General features: G+C 32.4%; 20 protein-coding genes. 11 read left to right on the plus strand and 9 right to left on the minus strand.

Annotation, left to right across the window (positions count from 1 at the left end; all coding sequences use genetic code 4):
- Positions 1 to 286: 286 nt before the first annotated feature.
- The 3 genes from dnaJ to GvMRE_RS13525 form a co-directional block, all read right to left on the minus strand.
- Positions 287 to 1,438: a molecular chaperone DnaJ gene (dnaJ, locus tag GvMRE_RS04375; protein ID WP_147410055.1), complete on the minus strand. Its 1,152-nt coding sequence runs from the start codon at positions 1,436 to 1,438 to the stop codon at positions 287 to 289.
- Positions 1,439 to 1,448: 10 nt separating this feature from the next.
- Complete coding sequence (gene rpsO / locus GvMRE_RS04380) at positions 1,449 to 1,730, minus strand: 30S ribosomal protein S15 (RefSeq protein ID WP_147410056.1); 282 nt, start codon at positions 1,728 to 1,730, stop codon at positions 1,449 to 1,451.
- A gap of 207 nt (positions 1,731 to 1,937) precedes the next feature.
- Complete coding sequence (locus GvMRE_RS13525; protein WP_172575254.1) at positions 1,938 to 2,102, minus strand: hypothetical protein; 165 nt, start codon at positions 2,100 to 2,102, stop codon at positions 1,938 to 1,940.
- A 31-nt stretch (positions 2,103 to 2,133) separates the two neighbouring features.
- Between GvMRE_RS13525 and rsmH the strand changes: the two genes are divergently transcribed.
- Together rsmH and GvMRE_RS04390 are read left to right on the plus strand one after the other, a co-directional pair.
- Positions 2,134 to 3,036 (plus strand): 16S rRNA (cytosine(1402)-N(4))-methyltransferase RsmH, encoded by a 903-nt coding sequence (gene rsmH / locus GvMRE_RS04385; RefSeq protein WP_147410057.1) that lies wholly within the window; start codon positions 2,134 to 2,136, stop codon positions 3,034 to 3,036.
- A gap of 120 nt (positions 3,037 to 3,156) precedes the next feature.
- Positions 3,157 to 3,591 (plus strand): HIT family protein, encoded by a 435-nt coding sequence (locus GvMRE_RS04390; RefSeq protein WP_147410058.1) that lies wholly within the window; start codon positions 3,157 to 3,159, stop codon positions 3,589 to 3,591.
- 50 nt (positions 3,592 to 3,641) lie between these two features.
- On the opposite strand, the gene GvMRE_RS04395 is transcribed toward GvMRE_RS04390, so the two are convergent.
- Entirely contained in the window at positions 3,642 to 4,262 is a 621-nt protein-coding gene (locus GvMRE_RS04395) for a hypothetical protein (RefSeq protein WP_147410059.1), read from the minus strand.
- A gap of 165 nt (positions 4,263 to 4,427) precedes the next feature.
- Between GvMRE_RS04395 and GvMRE_RS04400 the strand changes: the two genes are divergently transcribed.
- On the plus strand, positions 4,428 to 5,309 hold the full coding sequence (locus GvMRE_RS04400; protein WP_147410060.1) for a hypothetical protein: 882 nt from the start codon (positions 4,428 to 4,430) through the stop codon (positions 5,307 to 5,309).
- Positions 5,310 to 5,311: 2 nt separating this feature from the next.
- On the opposite strand, the gene uvrB is transcribed toward GvMRE_RS04400, so the two are convergent.
- Positions 5,312 to 7,291 carry an excinuclease ABC subunit UvrB gene (gene uvrB / locus GvMRE_RS04405; protein ID WP_147410061.1) on the minus strand — a complete coding sequence of 660 codons (1,980 nt, stop codon included), beginning with the start codon at positions 7,289 to 7,291 and terminating at the stop codon, positions 5,312 to 5,314.
- 47 nt (positions 7,292 to 7,338) lie between these two features.
- Between uvrB and GvMRE_RS04410 the strand changes: the two genes are divergently transcribed.
- From GvMRE_RS04410 to GvMRE_RS04425, 4 genes are all read left to right on the plus strand, one after another.
- The gene (locus GvMRE_RS04410; RefSeq protein ID WP_147410062.1) at positions 7,339 to 7,572 is read left to right on the plus strand and encodes a hypothetical protein; all 234 of its coding nucleotides are present in this window, start codon (positions 7,339 to 7,341) and stop codon (positions 7,570 to 7,572) included.
- A gap of 107 nt (positions 7,573 to 7,679) precedes the next feature.
- Positions 7,680 to 8,099: a hypothetical protein gene (locus GvMRE_RS04415; protein WP_147410063.1), complete on the plus strand. Its 420-nt coding sequence runs from the start codon at positions 7,680 to 7,682 to the stop codon at positions 8,097 to 8,099.
- 148 nt (positions 8,100 to 8,247) lie between these two features.
- Positions 8,248 to 9,003: a Panacea domain-containing protein gene (locus tag GvMRE_RS04420; RefSeq protein ID WP_147410064.1), complete on the plus strand. Its 756-nt coding sequence runs from the start codon at positions 8,248 to 8,250 to the stop codon at positions 9,001 to 9,003.
- Complete coding sequence (locus tag GvMRE_RS04425) at positions 9,003 to 9,545, plus strand: hypothetical protein (protein ID WP_147410065.1); 543 nt, start codon at positions 9,003 to 9,005, stop codon at positions 9,543 to 9,545. Before GvMRE_RS04420 ends, GvMRE_RS04425 begins: the two co-directional genes overlap by 1 nt.
- On the opposite strand, the gene GvMRE_RS04430 is transcribed toward GvMRE_RS04425, so the two are convergent.
- Positions 9,542 to 9,817 carry a hypothetical protein gene (locus GvMRE_RS04430; RefSeq protein WP_147410066.1) on the minus strand — a complete coding sequence of 92 codons (276 nt, stop codon included), beginning with the start codon at positions 9,815 to 9,817 and terminating at the stop codon, positions 9,542 to 9,544. The genes GvMRE_RS04425 and GvMRE_RS04430 overlap by 4 nt on opposite strands.
- A 4-nt stretch (positions 9,818 to 9,821) precedes the next feature.
- Positions 9,822 to 10,367: a hypothetical protein gene (locus GvMRE_RS04435; RefSeq protein ID WP_147410067.1), complete on the minus strand. Its 546-nt coding sequence runs from the start codon at positions 10,365 to 10,367 to the stop codon at positions 9,822 to 9,824.
- 84 nt (positions 10,368 to 10,451) lie between these two features.
- Between GvMRE_RS04435 and GvMRE_RS04440 the strand changes: the two genes are divergently transcribed.
- Entirely contained in the window at positions 10,452 to 11,249 is a 798-nt protein-coding gene (locus GvMRE_RS04440; protein ID WP_147410068.1) for a S16 family serine protease, read from the plus strand.
- A gap of 29 nt (positions 11,250 to 11,278) precedes the next feature.
- Here GvMRE_RS04440 and GvMRE_RS04445 read toward each other — a convergent pair whose 3' ends face one another.
- Both GvMRE_RS04445 and GvMRE_RS04450 read right to left on the minus strand, forming a co-directional pair.
- The gene (locus GvMRE_RS04445; protein ID WP_147410069.1) at positions 11,279 to 13,114 is read right to left on the minus strand and encodes a hypothetical protein; all 1,836 of its coding nucleotides are present in this window, start codon (positions 13,112 to 13,114) and stop codon (positions 11,279 to 11,281) included.
- On the minus strand, positions 13,114 to 13,611 hold the full coding sequence (locus GvMRE_RS04450; RefSeq protein WP_147410070.1) for a hypothetical protein: 498 nt from the start codon (positions 13,609 to 13,611) through the stop codon (positions 13,114 to 13,116). Before GvMRE_RS04450 ends, GvMRE_RS04445 begins: the two co-directional genes overlap by 1 nt.
- 362 nt (positions 13,612 to 13,973) lie before the next feature.
- Here GvMRE_RS04450 and GvMRE_RS04455 point away from each other — a divergent pair, with 362 nt between their 5' ends.
- The 3 genes from GvMRE_RS04455 (at position 13,974) to GvMRE_RS04465 (ending at position 17,191) form a co-directional block, all read left to right on the plus strand.
- Positions 13,974 to 15,065, plus strand: a complete 1,092-nt coding sequence (locus tag GvMRE_RS04455) for a hypothetical protein (protein WP_147410071.1) — start codon at positions 13,974 to 13,976, stop codon at positions 15,063 to 15,065.
- Positions 15,037 to 15,564 carry a hypothetical protein gene (locus GvMRE_RS04460; RefSeq protein ID WP_147410072.1) on the plus strand — a complete coding sequence of 176 codons (528 nt, stop codon included), beginning with the start codon at positions 15,037 to 15,039 and terminating at the stop codon, positions 15,562 to 15,564. The genes GvMRE_RS04455 and GvMRE_RS04460 overlap by 29 nt, the downstream gene beginning before the upstream one ends.
- A 61-nt stretch (positions 15,565 to 15,625) precedes the next feature.
- On the plus strand, positions 15,626 to 17,191 hold the full coding sequence (locus GvMRE_RS04465) for an aminoacyl--tRNA ligase-related protein (protein WP_147410073.1): 1,566 nt from the start codon (positions 15,626 to 15,628) through the stop codon (positions 17,189 to 17,191).
- Positions 17,192 to 17,245: the final 54 nt, after the last annotated feature.

A 17,245-nucleotide genomic window follows, 5' to 3' on the forward strand; every position in this document is an offset into this window, starting at 1 on the left:
GCCTAGATAATCTTTCTTTATTTCCTGTTATTTTTCCTATTTGATGTATGTTATCCGCTGCTTTGATTGCTTTATACTTAGCGAAAAGCACCTCAAAAAAATAATTTAATATAGTCAATTTTCAATTTTTTTTTATGTTTTATTAATTCGGCTCTTTTATCTTTAATATAAGAAAAAAGTTCCTATTTGGCGAGACTTGCTTTCTAGTTAGCGGTTTATTTTTAATTGCGTGTATTTTATGTTTATGCTTATATAACACATATACATTCTGTATGATACAAGAGTATTATTCTTTTAAAATATCCTCATTTCTTTTAATAAATTCACGGTTGGGATTTCAATCACTTCTTTGCTCAATTTTTTTTAAAGTTTCTTTGGTCTCTTCAGTAAGTTTTCGGGGAATAACTACTTGAAAATGAATATAAAAATCTCCGCGAGAACTATTGCTAATGCCCAAAAAACACCCTTTATCTTTTAGGGTGTAATAGTCATTACTTTGCGTGCCTGCCGGAACCCGAATTTTTTCCAAACCTTCAAGGGTTATCACTTCTACATAATTGCCCAAAGCGGCATCTAAAAAAGAGATAGGGAGTTCAACATGAATGTCATTTCCTTTCCGTTGAAAATAGCGGTGTTTTTTTACCGCAATTTCAATGTAAATATCTCCTTTTTCAGCCCCATATAAACCATCATTACCGGCATTTTTCATTCGCAGTTGATTGCCTTGAACACCTCGGGGAATATCGATAGAAATGGTTTCTTTTTTTTTGGTGAATTTTTTTCCTAAGCAAGAAGGGCATTTTTTGGTAATTGTTCGCCCGCGACCTTGGCAATTAGGACAAGTAGTACGAGTGTAAATGTCTTCAAAAAAAGTCTTTTGTATTATTTGGACAATACCTTTGCCTTTACAAGTCGAACATTTAGAAATATGTTTATCAGAGTAAGCACCAGTTTGCTTACAGTATGCACAAACCTTATCCAGTTCAAGAACTATTTGGTGAGTTACGCCTAAAACTGCCTCTTTAAAGTTCAAAGTGAATTTAATCAAAATGTCTTCTCCTTTTTTTGGCTCTCATTCGCTGGTAGCAGTTGGTGCTCTTCGCGAATAACTTTCTCCTCCAAAAAAACTATCAAAAATGTCTTTAAAGATGGAAGAAGCATTTTTATCAAATCCTTCAAATCCCCCACCGGCTTGGAAACCTTTAGTTCCAGCATGACCATAGTGGTCATAATTTTGTCGCTTCTCTTTGTCAGAAAGAACGCTGTAAGCTTCTCCAATCTCTTTAAATTTTTCCTCAGCAACTTTTTTTTCTTTTTCTTTACCCACATGGCGGTCGGGATGCCATTTTAAAGCCAGTTTATGATAAGCTTTTTTTATTTCGGCTTCCGAAGCATTTTTGTCTACTCCTAGGACTTCATAATAATCTCGCTTTGCCATAATTACGATATTATTGTTTGATACCGAGAAATTTTGTTAAATCTTTGGGCTCATTTTGCAATTTTTGAAAAGTTTCTGGACTGTTTTTTTTTAAATATTTGTAAAATGAATAGCCCCTCTTTTGATTTTTTTTAATAAGTGCTCTTATAGCACCTTTGTCTTTTTTATTCTTAGCAAAGTGGGAACTTAAATTTTCAATTTCTTTGCTCAACAAAATTATTTGCACCGCAGTTGAGCCGGTATCTTTCTCGTGTAGTTGGTATTTTTTAATTAATTCAGCAGTTTGCACCATATATAAATTTTTAACTTAACTCTTTCTTTTTTACTTTTGCTTAGACCTTCCCTTTACTTGCAATAATTATTATTAGTATTAGCAAAAAAATGCCAGCGGCAGCCAAGGAGAAAATTAAAGTTATTCGTCATACCCCTTTGAAATATCAATCTCATTCTCCCTCTTTAATGTTTGCTAGCCAAAGTTTCATGATATAAGAATTTTTAACTATTTTTCGTTTTTCTTTTTTTTCATAATGCTACTATTAAGCACTATTGCTAACAAACCTAGGCAAAAGAGGGGAATAACAATTTTTCAAGGAAATTCTTTGTTAGAAGTGAAAGTTTGTTTTTCTCTTGGATTATTGTCATTTTCTTCTTTTTTAAAAGACAAATTAAATTTAAAATTTTTCTTATAATCATCTATGCTTTCTTATTCAAAAGTTGAAAAACATATCCCAGTGATGTCCGCAGAAGTTTTAAACTATTTGGATATTAAAAAAAATGGTATTTACCTTGATTGTACTTTGGGAAGCGGCGGCCATTCGCAAATTATGCTAGAATGTTTTTCAGAAATAAAAATAATTGCTTTTGACCAAGACCAAGAAGCGATTAAACGTTGTCAACAGAATCCATTTTTTGCTAGCAAAAATATTACTTTTATTAATGACAATTTTGTTAATTTTCCTCAATATTTAACTGAATTAAATATTTCTCAAGTAGACGGTTTTTTGTTTGATTTAGGAGTTTCTAGCGAACAGTTAAATGATGATGAACGGGGCTTTGGTTATCGACAAGATGCTCCGCTCGATATGCGAATGTCAGCTGAAAATACTAATTCTTTAACTGCTCAAAAAATCATTAATAATTATAGTTGTCAACAATTAGCCGAAATTTTTCGTGAATATGGTGAAGAAAAAAAAGCCAAAAAAATAGCTTGGCGTATTTGCCAAACTCGTAAAAAGGAGAAAATTACTACCACTCAGCAGTTGGTAAGCATAGTGGCTAGTTGTTTTTCCCAAAAAAGCAAGAAACATCCTGCTCGTCGGGTTTTTCAGGCTTTGCGAATTGTTGTTAATCAAGAACTGATTAATCTTTCCCAAGGGTTAGAAACAGCTCTCCAAAAACTTAAAAGTAGTGGGAGAATTGTTGTAATTAGTTATCACTCCTTAGAAGACAGAATTGTTAAGCAAATTTTCAAAAAATACAACGAACTTGGTCATTATCAAATCCTTACTAAAAAGCCTTTAATTCCTTCTTTTGAAGAAATTACTATTAATCACCGAGCCAGGAGTGCAAAAATGCGAGTGATTGCTCGTCAAAAGTAAGTTAAATTTATTACATTCACAATAACAAAACTCAACAATCACATACAAAATTCAAGCAAATTTGTTAAAGACTACTCCTAAAAATGCATTTTTCATCACTACTAATTAAAAAATCATATTATGCCAAATTGTCTATTTTGCCAAATTATTGAAGGGAAAGTGCTCGTTTACATCGTGGCTAAAGATGAAAAAAATAAATGTTTAGCTTTTTTAGATATCAATCCTGCCAGTGAGGGGCATACTTTAATTATCACTAAAACTAACAAACATGCTAAAAACATTACGGAATTAGAACAAACAAGCTGAAATAATATCTTGCCCCTCTTAAAAAAAGTGGTTAAAAAATTACAAAAAACCTTTCCAAACATTCAAGGATTTAATTTTATTAGTAATATGGGAGAAAATGCCTATCAAAGTGTTTTTCATTTTCATTTACATATTATTCCAAAATACAAAGAAAATGAAGGGTTTATTTGAACTGTCAAGAAAAAAACAATTGATTTAGTATCTCAAGCGGCGAACAAATTAAAGATAGAACTTACCGAGGTTTTTTAATTAATATTCAGAAGTAATAAGTCCAAGTTAAACGATAATAATTTGTGTTATTATAATAAAGTTAAGAGATTCGTATTAGTCTTATTTTTAATTGTGTTTTTTTCTAATAATTGAAAATGAGGAAGTAGTTGCCGGAAATTAACCAAAAATTTTATCTTTTTGGAAGGCAAATTAGTTAAGCCCTGGTCAGGTTTTTGGTGAAAATCTTCATAAACAAGATAATAAAAGAAGTGCCTTTGAATTTGGGCTAGTTCTACTGGGTTAACTACTTTCTTTTCAACCAAACATTTAGTTGCTTGGTAAACTGCTACGTAATACTTAGTTTTCTTTTGGTCAATACTAATTAAACTAATGGCTCTTTTCTTTCCTACTTGAAAAAGCAAACTATTGAGATGGTAAATTTTAACTTGGGGATTTAGTACTTGCAAAGTAAGCACAAAGGCTAAACTAATCCGGTATCCAGCTTGGCTGCCTGGTAAACTGGTAAAATAAACTTCCTCAATTTTCTTCAAAGAGTGATTAGTTTTTGCTAAAATTTTTCTTAAAATAGGGGAAAAATTCTCAGAGTGTTGGCGAAAGTTAACTTTTTGAATACTTTTTAGGCATTTTTCATTTTCCAAAAGAGCGATAAAAAGAAATTGAGAAGTTAAACTAAACAATAAACGTAGCATATTAATTTTGGCAATGACAATTATTATAGAGTTTTATCTATATAGTAAATAAATATGAAAGAAAGAGCAATGGTAAAATCTGTTCGAAAATGTAAGATAGAAATGGGAAGAGTGAAATCTGAACTAGAAAAAGAAACTTATAACAAGCCGAAAAATTAGGACAAAATGATTTCATATAGAAAAACAAAAAAATATTATATATGGTGAAAAAATGACAAAAAAAAAAAACAATATTTTAAATGGTTGGTTTTTGTAAGTTTAATTCTATTAACTGTTTTACTGGCAGGATTTTTCTTTTTTTTAAAAAGTAAAGAGAAAGAAAATCAAATAGGTCATGTAGAAAAACATTGTTTCAATTGTAAAAAGGAAGTTCTTGAAAATGCTGATTTTTGTCAATATTGTGGTGAACATTTACAAAACTTTCAAGATAAACCAAAGACAAATCCAAACGCAAAAAAACAAAATAAAACTTCGTGCTACCCAACAAAAACAATAAAAATTCAAAAAACAACTTCAGGAAAGTATTTTGTAAAATTCTCATATAACAAGATTAAAAACAGTAAAAACAAACAAGAATTTAGTGTTACCACAGGTAAAAACGTTTTCTCAGCCAAAGAAACGCCTAAAATTCTTAGTGAATACCAAGAATGTTGAGAAAATAATGATTGAACTGGGTGAGAAAAAGAGTTAAAAGATAATTACTTGTTAGTAAAAGAAAGAAGACAAGGAGAAGACAGTCAATTTCATCACCAAACTAATTATGAATTTCACCCTATAAGCGAAGCCGACCAAGAAGAAAAAGAAGCCGAACAAAGAAAAAAAGAGTGTAAACAAAGAGCAAAGGAATCCAAGGAGAGAGCAGAAGAAGCCCGAGAAAGAGCAAAAAAATGAAAAGAGGAGCATAAAAATGAATGAAGAACTTGCCACAAGTGCGGTAAAAACTTTTGCCTAGGAACCGAAGGAAGTATTAAAGAAACCTGACCTAATTGTGACTGAGACAACCCACCAAAAGTAGAGTATTTTTGCGGTAATTGTACTAAAAGATAAAATTAATCCTTGTTTGTTGCTCCCTTTTGTAAATCTAAAATTAAGTCGCGATATTCAGCCGCTTTATCAAAATCAAATTCTTGGGCTGCTTTTTTCATTTTTCGTTGGAGCGAGCGAATTTCTTTGCTTAATTTTTTTTCGCTTCAATTCTGTTCTTTTTTTTCTTTACGTAAAGCCGTTAAGCGAGGGTCAAGAAAAAAAATTTCTTTTTGGATAGTTTGCGGAGTAATTTGATTTTTTCGATTGTGGGCTTCTTGAATATTGCGACGCCTTTGGGTTTCAGCCATTGCTTCTCGCATGTTAGTAGTAATAGCGTCTCCATAAAGAATTACCCGTCCATTTTGATGACGGGCTACCCGCCCAATAATTTGAATGAGCGAACGAGTATCCCGTAAAAATCCAGGCTTATCAGCATCTAAAATACAAATTAAAGAAACTTCAGGCATATCTAGTCCCTCTCGTAAAAGATTAATGCCAACTATTACATCGTAAACTCCTCTTCTTAAACTGGTAATTGCTTGATTACGGGCAAAAATATCTAATTTGCTATGTAAAAAAATTGCCTTAATATCTCGTTGGTTCAGAAAATAAGCAATATCTTCGGCCATTTTGATGGTTAAAGCATAAATAATCGTTTTTTCTTTTTTAATAACTTGGTATTGAATTAATTTAATAATATCTTCAATTTGGTTTTTAGTAGGGCGAACTTCTACCAAGGGGTCCAAAAGTCCCGTAGGGCGAATAATTTGTTCGACTACTTGCTGGTTAGTTTGCTCTCGTTCATAAGGTCCAGGAGTGGCAGAAGTATAAACGATAAAAGACAATTTGCTTTTGAACTCCGTAAAATTTAAAGGTCGATTATCCAGAGCAGAAGGTAAACGAAAACCATATTGAACCAAAGTTTTTTTGCGGCTATGGTCAGTGTTATACATAGCCTTAATTTGGGGAACTGCTAAATGGGATTCATCAACAATAGTTAAATAATCTTTTTCAAAATAATCTAGTAAAGCATAAGGGCATTCTCCTGGCTTGCGACCATCAAAATAACGAGCATAATTTTCAATCATGGGACAATAACCAGTTTCTCCCAAGTTAATTAAATCTTCACTAATCTTTTCTTCAAGGCGTCGGGCTTCCACAATTTTTCCTTCTTGGTGAAATTTACCTGCTTGTTTTTTTAATTCTTGCTTAATTTCGGCTAAAATTTCGGTCATGCTTTTACTCTCCTCTTCGGTGAGATAGATATATTCTCTGGTCGGAGGGATAAGGATATTTGTTTTGGTTTCAGTTTTTTTATCCTTTGTTAGGGAATGTCTTTCTATTTTCTCTAAAATATCATTTTTGATTTCTAATTGCCAATAATGATTTTCTTCTCAAACTATTTTTAAAATAATGCTATTTTCTTTAACAAAAAAGCAACCTTCTTCTAATTCTATGGCATGAGGATTATAACCAAGTTTAGTTAACCAAGTAGCAATTTCTTTTTTGCTTATTTTTTGTCCTTGACGTAACTCTAAAACTGCTTTACGGTAAGAATTGGGGTCAAAACAACCGTAAATTGCTGCCACCGAAGCAATTACAATTACATTTTTTTCGGTCACTAAACTATTTAAAGTTCTCAAACGCATTCGTTGAATATTCACATTAACTTGAGTTCTTTTGCTAATATAAGTGTCTGAATGTGGTTTATATGCTTCCGGTTGGTAATAATCAAAATAAGAAACGTAATATTCAACTTTATTTTGAGGAAAGAAATTTTGCATTTCTTGGTAAATTTGCAGAGCAAGCGTTTTGTTAGGAGCAAGAATCAAAGTAGATTTTTGGGTTTGGGCAATAACATTTGCCATAGTGAAAGTTTTGCCAGTTCCGGTAGCTCCCAGGAGAACTTGTTGTTTTTTGCCTTGTTGAATATTTTCGACTAACTGCTGAATGGCTTTTTCTTGGTCTCCTTGGGGATTCAGGTTAGTGATGAGACGAAACATGGATTATAGTATTTTTTACTTGTTTCGTTTAGTCTATAGAAAAAAGTATGAACGAAAAAGCAACAATGGCAAGACCTGCCCAAAAACTAAACCCAATTGCAAAGAGCAGTGTTGGTGGCTCCAAGTTAGACCAACAAATAATCACAGGAACCCTAACTTCACGCATAGAAACTAAACAGGAGAAAATAAGTGGTAAAGTTTACCATTACAGATTTTTCAAGTTTCCTAATCAAGGACAAGAAATCCCCGTAGTATTTAAAGACCAAAAAAAGACATTATAAACCAGTTATTCCCAAAGATAGCCAAGTCCAATTGACAGGCACCTGAGCAAAAAGAAACAACTCCCGACCTTCTTTCACCTGCCACAGATGAAGCAGGAGTAGAGTGATTGCTTTACTTGAATTTAATTGAAGGTGAATATGATGCTCACTCCCGAGCCTTAGAAGAAAAACTTAATCCCTCCACAGTTAATTGAGATGATTTCATGATTGATGAAGACCAAATGAAAAAGTATAAGGTAATTTACTCCATTCAAGACTTCTTTTTCTGTGAACTGGGAGACAGGAAAGTTCATAAGAAGTATGCTTTGATCCATTTCACTAAAAACACTAAACAGACCGATAGCACTCTCATTAACTTTTGCTTTGACTGAGAGGAAGTTGCTAAAAGTAAATTGAAGAATTGTAGATTGAGGAAAAAAGAGGAGATTGTTAGGAAATGAGTGAAGATGTTGAAGGAGGGGATGTTGAGGTTTCGGGATTATCGGGGGAGAGATTGATTTTTGGAACAAATAAAAAAAAGCAAGTAGTTTTTTTTCTTTATTTTTAATTTCTTTTTTTTGGGGAAAGCATAACGAACAACGAGGAACCCGAAACGAGGTTTTTCTCTTTCTTTGTCTTTCTTTCTCTTTTATTTATAAATAAATAACTTTTGGGATAAAACTAAAAATAAGTATTATGAATCATCACCTAGCATGTATCATGTGTGAAAAAAAAGATTGTAAAAAACTTTTTAAACTGTTGCCTCCTAATTTTGGAGAAAGTATGAAAGCCAAGGCAAAAATAGTTTGTTTAGATTGCTTAAAATCTATTGACAAGAAAAAGTTTCAAGATATGGAAAAAATAATTTTACAGAAGGAATTTTGCTCTTTTCATAACGAGCAAAAGAGTGCTTATATTAGAGATAATAATGACAAATGACAAAAATATTGTTTTTCTTGTGAAAAAGAGAAATGAGAAAAAGGGCTGCAAAGATTAGAAATTAATTCTCTATCAGTAGCCAAATATTTTTATGAAAACTGAGGATTAGCTGATCCAGTCATTATGCAAAGATTAATTTATTTTGCTTACTTAGAAATCTTAAGAGAGCAAAAAATTGTCCTCTTTGAAGAAAAATTCCAAGCTTGACCGGGAGGACCTGTTCTTGAATCAGTTATTTATCCTATGTATGAACACTGTGAAGAACTAGAGAATTTCTTTGAAAAGGTAGAAGGATTAGACAATCAAATTGTTATCCAATATTTAGATAAGATTGCTAAAAAATATTCAAAATTAGAAAGTTTCCGAATTTATCAAGAATCTAGAAATGAATTATGAGAAGAGGCTCGGCAAGATTTAGTTAGTGAAGAAGAAAGCCAGACAATTGAAGAAAGAAATATCTTTGCTTTTATCGAGAAAAGTAAAAAACAAGTAACCTTTTATCTTTCTCAATAATGCTAGTTTCTTTCCAAAAGTTAATTAGAAGAAATTGTATTCATAAAGATGAAAAAAGCGAATTTCATACTCGGATAGATATAAATAAACTAAGGCAAGCATTTACTCAAATTCATAGCAAATTAAAAGAGTGAAACAGTAAATCATTAGAACAGATTGAAGAAGTTAAGCCGGGAGAAGAAAAAGAAATTAAATCACTGAAAGGCGAAGAGAAGAAGTTAGCTAATTATTTTTCTCGTGTTGGTGACAACCAAAAAATTAAAAGGATTTTTTTTAATAATCCCATTTGACAACTCCGGGTTAACGGAAAAATAAGAATAATAGGGATTTTGGAAAAGGATTATATTGATAAAAAATTCTTACCTGATAACATTAAACAAAATAGCAAGGATTTATTCTATGTTCTCTATTATGATTTTGAACATACTTCTTTTCCTAGTTCTGATCAAGAACAACCAAAAGAAGAAGATTTGGTTTGTATTATGAATGAAAATTGCTCGAGATATTTCTTTCTTCCTAATGAGACTGAGGAAGAAGACTAATGTTTATCGGACTTGCTAATTAGTTCTTTTAGTACTTTTATTGCTGGCTCTATCTCGTTTAATAAATTTTCAATTTGTTTTTTTACTTCTTTTGCTTCCTTGACTATCTCTCTTAATTCTTCGGCTGATTTATTTGCTAACGCTTGTTGTCCATAATCTATTGTGCTTGTTTTCTTTTTAAAACCACAAGAAGAACAATAATATTTACCATCTCCCCATTTTTCTACAAAATTAGGAGAACCACATATGTCACAAAATTTTTCATTATTCATATTATTATTTTTCTCCTTTCTTTCTAGTCAAGAAATAAACCACTATTCCAATTAATCCTAATACTCCAATTCCTCCTAAAATTCACGGGAGATAATTCTTCGGTTTGGATGGATTGCTCTCTCTGTGTGTATTCGTGGAGTTTAGTGAACTATTAGATGATTTATTAGATTTTGTTTGATTTGAACTTTCGGAAACAGAATGACCCAGGTTTTCCTTTGTTCCTATTTCACAATTACAACTTTTATTTTTTAAGAATTTTGTTGTATCTCCATACTGATTAGATTTGTGGATATAATGTAAACTATCTTTGCCACATTCAGAACATTTTTCATAACTATAACCTTGACTATAATCTCCAAAAGAAGAGTATTGAATTTTGTTGTCATTATCTCTTCTGTTGTTGCATCACTCAAATTCAATTGTTTCAAATTTCTCTATTTTTTCTTTCTTCTTAACTTCCCAATCCTCTATTTTAGCAAGTAATTCTTGTTGTTTTTTCTGGCAATCCATACAAGGATTTCCTTTACTACATTTTACTCCTTTACTCATGATAATTATAGTTTTAATTCTAATATATCAGAAATAATTTTTTTAATCAGCATTATTGTCACAAAAGTAGAAAAAATTTAATAAATGGAAGAAATCTCATATAAAAAATTAAAAAGCAAAGGTTATACTTGTAAAGGATATGATTGTGAACTAGCTTGCCGGGAACACCAAATAAAAAGACTAGGATTAAAAATCGAAGAACTTCCAGATTTGAATGAAGAAAAAAGAAAAGGAGTAATAAAGAGGTTGTCAGTAAAAAAAAGAATGATAAAAGAAACTCTCATAGAAACATTTGAATTAGGAGAGGTTACACTAAAGCAGTATAAAAAATGATATGAATCGGTTGGAACGCAAGACGAATTTGTTTTAGTTTTAAGGAAATCTGACAAAGTTATTGATAAACCGGAAAGGTTAACAAGTGAATTGACTATTAAGTTTATCTTAGGTAATGATGAAGCAACAAATCAACGCAGAAGATCTGCGATAATAATCGGTATTAAAAAACTGTTTGAATTAAATAAAGGCAAAGATTTTTATTGAGACCAAGATATTTATTTTCTTTTCAATAATAACACTACTGGTGGATCTAGCGGAGTTGCTTTGCTCCTTGCCCTTTACAGTGTTTATTATCAAAAACCTATCCCAAAAAACGTAGCAGCAACCGGAGCTATTAATAATGACGGAAGCATAGAAAAAATTGGTGGTCTAAGAGAAAAATTAATTTGTGCAATCAAAGGTGGAATAGAGGTTTTAGTTATGCCAGAAGAAAATTATAGAAAAAATCTTTCACTTACTCCTGGATATTTTGAAAAGATTAAGAAAGTTCATCCAGTAAAGTCTTATAGAGACTTGATAAATTTGCTTTTTCAATGGAATAGTTAGTCTTCAACTTCTCTGCTTCTTTATCATCCTTAATCCCCATCAGGGTCATCATCTGGGTCTACACTAGGTATATCAGGTTCTCCTTTATCTGGGTCTTGCCCTGGGTCAGGTTCATTCGGATCGACTTCGGGTGGGTCAGGTTCGATTGGTGGTGGGTCAATGTCTGGAAACTCATCTGGGTCAGCTGGGTCAATGTCCGGAGGAATATCAGGCTCAATTGGTGGTATTTCTGGTTCACCTCCACCTGGATCGAAAGGGTCAACTTCTGGGAAATCATTATCAGGGACAATGTCTCCTTCTCCTGGTTCGGGAACATTTATTTCCGGGTCAGAGAGGAGGATTTCTATTTCTCCACCTGAACCAGCAGGAGGAGTTCAATCGAGTTGCTCGAAGTCGTCCTGTCCTGGGATTTTTTGTCAATCAAGTTTAAATCCACCTCCTAACCTCCAAGTAATAGTGTTGCCATCAGGCACAAATCCATAGGCTTTTGAGAAAGGTTTGCCATCTGATTTTTGTTGAGTGGCTTTTTCTCAAACATCTCCTTGGGAACCTAATCTGCCTGCTGTTCCGTTAACAGTTAAGTCATAATTGGGACTAGTAGCAGCACCCATAGCACTAAATCAAGGCTCAAAAGGCAATCCCTTGTGAATAGTATCTCAACTATCACTGCTGCCATTTCGGTAGTTATTGTGGAGAGCATCAAATAAAGGAGTATCTTGGGCTCCACAGCCGATACAGGAGGAATAGATATCGACAAATTTCTTAACTGGTTTAGGAAACTCTAAGGTAAAAGCTCCGTGAGTGTGTCCGTCGGCTAATTCTTCATTTCTGAACATAGGATACAAAGCCATTCAGTGTTCTTGGGTTCCATCTTCATATTCTATAAAATAGTGTCCTCTTTGGTGATAGTTGTTGCCTTTTGGTCTGTTGACATCAACAGTTTCTTCTCCCTCTCCTACTGCTTGGGCTGTATATCCTTGACTAGTGCCAAAACTGGAATATTGGATACGATTTACTGCTTCTTTAACTCCCAAGTCAGGATTAACAAAATGCTTCTTCTTGTCTTCATAAAATGTGATCCCACGAGCAAAACATTCAGCCATTTTGCCATCAGGGTCATAGTCAAGAGTTAATTTACCTTGATAAAATCCTGGTTTGAGAATATTGCCCAGTTTTTCGAAAGTAATATTTAAAGGGTAGGTGATAGGATTTTCGTTATTATTATGTTTGAGGTTATTTAAAAGGTTGTTGCTGTAATAAAACCGACAAATAAAAGCCTTTTGTTCAGTTCTAAGCCAAAAATCAAATAAGTTATAAGGAAACTTTACTGTATTAGCATAAAAGATACTTGGTTCAATTGGATTATCTCCGGTATGTGATAAAGCAGATTGAAACATCCTGGCTGTGTGTTGTTCTTGGTTTCGATTATCTTTCTCTCGCTTCATGAAATCCTTGCCTTTATCTTTACCAACTAAATTGCCTGCTATTTCTTCTTTAGCTTTGTCAACTCCACTAGTATTAACCCCAAAAAAACTGCCTATTGCCTGCATTCCTCCTTTAATTGATTGACTTACTCCATCAATCATTACTTTTACTAAGGTCATATTAACTATTCCCTGTCTAACTTCTATTTTCCATTTAAAGAAAATGTGGCCACTACGAAAAACAACATAAGTTCCTGCTGGATTAGCCTTAATTGCTCAATGAATTCTAATTTGCTTGTTATCGTCAATTTCTAAATAAGCTAAATTAGCCGTAAACAAAGCAAAGTTTATTTTCTCTGGTCAGTCTCCATCAACAACCACTTTATCTCCCAAATCAGAGCAAAAAGAATAGTGTAGTTTATCCAGATTAGAAATTGGCATTATAAATTCCTCCCCCAATAAATAGGATGATTCCCACTAACTAAACTCCCCATAGCATTAACAATCCAAGGCAAATCTTTCCAAACTCAATCTTCCCTCAAATAAACACTAACATAAAGGTTTCTAGGGTTCAAATAATTAAATCCGTCCACAACATAAACCCGAAACACTTTTTGGTGAAAGTTCACCACAAATAAGTAAGGATTATTAAGATTAAAACCTTTTCTATTTTGGCAAGCAATCTCCAAGCCTTCATGAGTGTCTTTCTTAATAAATCCTAACTGTAAGAAAGGTAAACCATCACTAATACTTTCGGAGCCTAAATCAAATAGCCTGTCCCGAGCCTCTTCCATTCTTTTTAAACTTTCTTTTCACTCACTGGTTCCTAATTTTCCGGCTTCTCAATCCTTGAGAAATCCTTTTAAAGCCTGCCAAATCCCTCGGGCAGTATCAGTGCCTTTTTGTTCGATAAGGTTAAGTCATTTTCTATAAAACACCCAAGAGATATTAAGGTTAGTTCTTCCTTCTTTTAGTTTTTCAATATCACTCTCAATTAATTCTTGAAAAGGAACTTTTTTAATTGACCTTTTAGAATATACCGAACAATTGCTAAAACAACAGCAAAATCAAACTTCCCAAGAAGAATTAATAGCCCAGCAACTTCAACAAACTCATTTGCCTAGAAATGATTAAATATAGTAAACGTAAAAATAATATATATGCTATATATGAAAAAAATTATGAAAGACTATTACAATATTTTAGGAATAGACAAAAATGTCTCGGTAAGACGAATAATGATAGAGAGAGAGAGAGAGAGAGAGAGAATAAATTAGAAAGGAGGGTAGTGTTTTAAATCATGAGCCAAGATAGAGAAGAAAATAAAAATTACTTGCTCAACAATCTTGATAGTTATGTTGTTGACTCACGGGGTAATTTTGTTCATACTGACCCAGATATGATGGAGGACGAGCATTTTTATATTGCCCAGGGTGGATTAACTTCCCAAGGTCATAAAGAAATTATAGAAAAATTTGTTGAGAAAATTATTGCTGAAAAAGAAAACTGATCCTTGAATACTAATAATGATTACTGACACCGACCAAGTGGAAAGATAATGAGCAGACTAGGATTTAGCAGCCAACAAAGTGAGAAGTTAAGAAGAGAATTAAGAAATGTCCAAGAAATCGTTAATGACGCAGCAAACAATAATAATGAAGACAATAACATTGAAGAACTAACAAGAGAAGTGGAAGAAGCAATTGCTCGCCAACAAAGAATGTTTGAAGCAATAGAACAATTTGAAAAGAGGTGTAAAGAATCAGACGAGCAACTAGCAAAAGAACTCGAACAAACCAAAAAGCAAATGGATGAAGAAAACAAGAAATTTAAAAAGGAAATGGACGAAATGCTTGAAAAGACCAGAAAAGAAATGGACAAAGCACATGAGGCTGTTCGTAATGAAATTAATCAGGAAAAGACGACTTATCGGGATAATCCTATTACTTGCGAACAGTGCTTTTTCAAGGTGGAAGTAGACGACCCCCGAACTTGTATTATCGACAAAAAAACTGGTAAAAAATTTTGTAGTGATCCTTGCTTTTCAAAATTTATTGAGAATGAAGTAGAAAAAGAACAATGAGAAGAGAGAATGAAGGAAATGGCAAAAGAAACTCAACAAATCAGAGAAAGTAGCACCAAAAAATCAGAAGGACAAACTAATACTAGTAGCCAGGAGAAAAAAAACCGCAATGAGACTAAAAATGAAACTAAATCGACAGACGAAGACTGAAAAAAGAAAAGTGAAGAGCGAGAAAAAAAGCGTGAGGAAGAACATAAAAAGTGAATGGAAGATTCGGAGAGAAAAAGACAAAATGATGCTAATGAAAGTTTAGAAGATAATAAAGCAGTGAGCTATAAATATGATAGAAAATTATTATCTGATTACTAAAGGCTATCTTTCCGAAAAAGAAGCCGAACAAGCATTAGGAAGTAACTGGAAAAGTCAAATCAATAATTGCTCCTCTTTTGATAAAATTATGAACAAGTACGATCAACTTAAAGGCAAACTAGAAAAATACTGAACCAAAATTTCTGATGCCAAAAACAAAGCTTTTAATGATATTCTTAACTACAAAAAAGACGAAAAATCAATTTATTTTTCTTCAATTGAAAAAGAATTACCTTCCCATTTAGCAAATGGTCGTTGAAAAGATTATTTGAATGAAAGCCAGTCCTTGACTCAACTAAATAGTAGACAGAAAGAAATAGAAAAGGCAATTGATAAAGGAGCTGAAAAAAGCGAAAAAACTGATAATTACCGAAACTATAATTCAAAAAATAGAGGAACAGGAATTACAGAAATTATAATAGGATTATTGATTATTGGAGCAATTATTGGCTTAATTATTTGATTAGTAAAAAGAAACAAAAATAAAGAGCAAAATTAACCTCTGTGCACTTGGTATTTATTATAAAAAACAGATTAAAAAATTAAGTTATAAGATTTTCGTGAATAAACAATTAGATGATTACAATAAAATTCTTTGTGAGAGTGGTTTATTTTTTCCGGGACCAACTAAAGGTTCTTTTATTTTTCCTCCCAATGGTTTAATCCTTTGACAAAATATTCAAAATATTTTAAACCAAAAATTTGCTAAATATGGAATAAAAAATGTTAGTTTGCCAACTTTAATTCCTTATAGTTTTTTTCAAAAGGAAAAACAGCACATTCAAGGGTTTAGTCCCGAGTTCTTTCAAGTTCAGCAAATTGGAGAAAAGAAACTAACTGAGTCATTAGTTTTACGACCCACTAGCGAAGTATTATTTTATGATTGATTTCGGCAAACTTTACGAAGTTATCAGGAATTACCTTTTCTTTATAATCAATGGTGCCAAGTATTTCGCACTGAGAAAAATACCAAGCCTTTTTTGCGAAATACCGAATTTTTTTGACAAGAAGGTCATACTTTACACGAAACTGCTAAAGAAGCCCAAGAATTTACCTGAAAAATGTGACAAGAATATCAAAATTACGTAGAAAATAGTTTGTGCCTTGCCATTATTGCTGGCAGAAAAAGTGAAAATGAAAAGTTTGCAGGAGCAGTGGAAAGTTATACCGTAGAATGCTTGCTTCCAGATGGTCAATGTTTACAATTAGCCACTAGTCATTATTTTGGAGATAATTTTTGTCGGGCAATGAATGTCGAATTTCAAAGCGTAAACAAAGATAAAGATGGTCAACCACAACACCCTTTTTCTACTTCTTGGGGCACTTCTACCCGAGCAATTGGGGCTATTGCCAAAACTCATAACGATAAATTAGGGATAATTTTACCTTTTGATGTTGCTCCGGTACAAATTGCTTTTGTTTTGAGAGAAGAAAACGAAGGATTAATTAACTATTATCAAAAAACAAAGGACTTGCTAAACACTTTTCGATGCCAATTATATAACAAATACAAACAGGCTAAATCAAATATTATCCACGCTGATAAAGAAGGCTGTCCACTCAAAATAATAATTGGCAAAAATGAACTGGAACAAAAAATAATTACCCTAGCAAGGAGGGATGATGTGAAAAGAAAGATAACTATTAGTTTGGAAAATAGCGAAACAGAGAAAAATTTTCTTCGTAATTTTGAAAACAATTTGGTAGAAAATCTAGAAAAATATAATTTAGAGAATAAGACTAAAGAACAATTGACCACAGAACACGAAAAAGCGGTGGACTCAGTAGAAAAAGGATTTAAAGGAGACAAAGTTATTAAGGTTATTAAGCAAGAAATAGCAGAGTTTCAAAAAAATATTTATCAAAAAAGTGCTAATTTTCGAGATAAACATATTTTTTTAGTAAATAATTTTTCGGAGTTAGAAAAAAAAGTAAATGAAGGTGTGAAAGGATTGTTTTTAATTCCTTTTTGTAATAATTTAGATTGCGAAAAAATTATTCCTCAAAAAATACCGGCTTATAGTATTCGCTGCTTGTCTTTGACTGAAAAATCAGAAGAGAAAGAAAAATGTATCTTTTGCTCTTCTTTGGCTGATAATTATGCTTATTTAGGCAGAAGTTATTAACTTATTTTGCTGAAAAAAAGAAAAAAATATAAGTGAAACAAATATAACAAAAAA

It is taken from the genome of endosymbiont GvMRE of Glomus versiforme, from assembly GCF_003546845.1.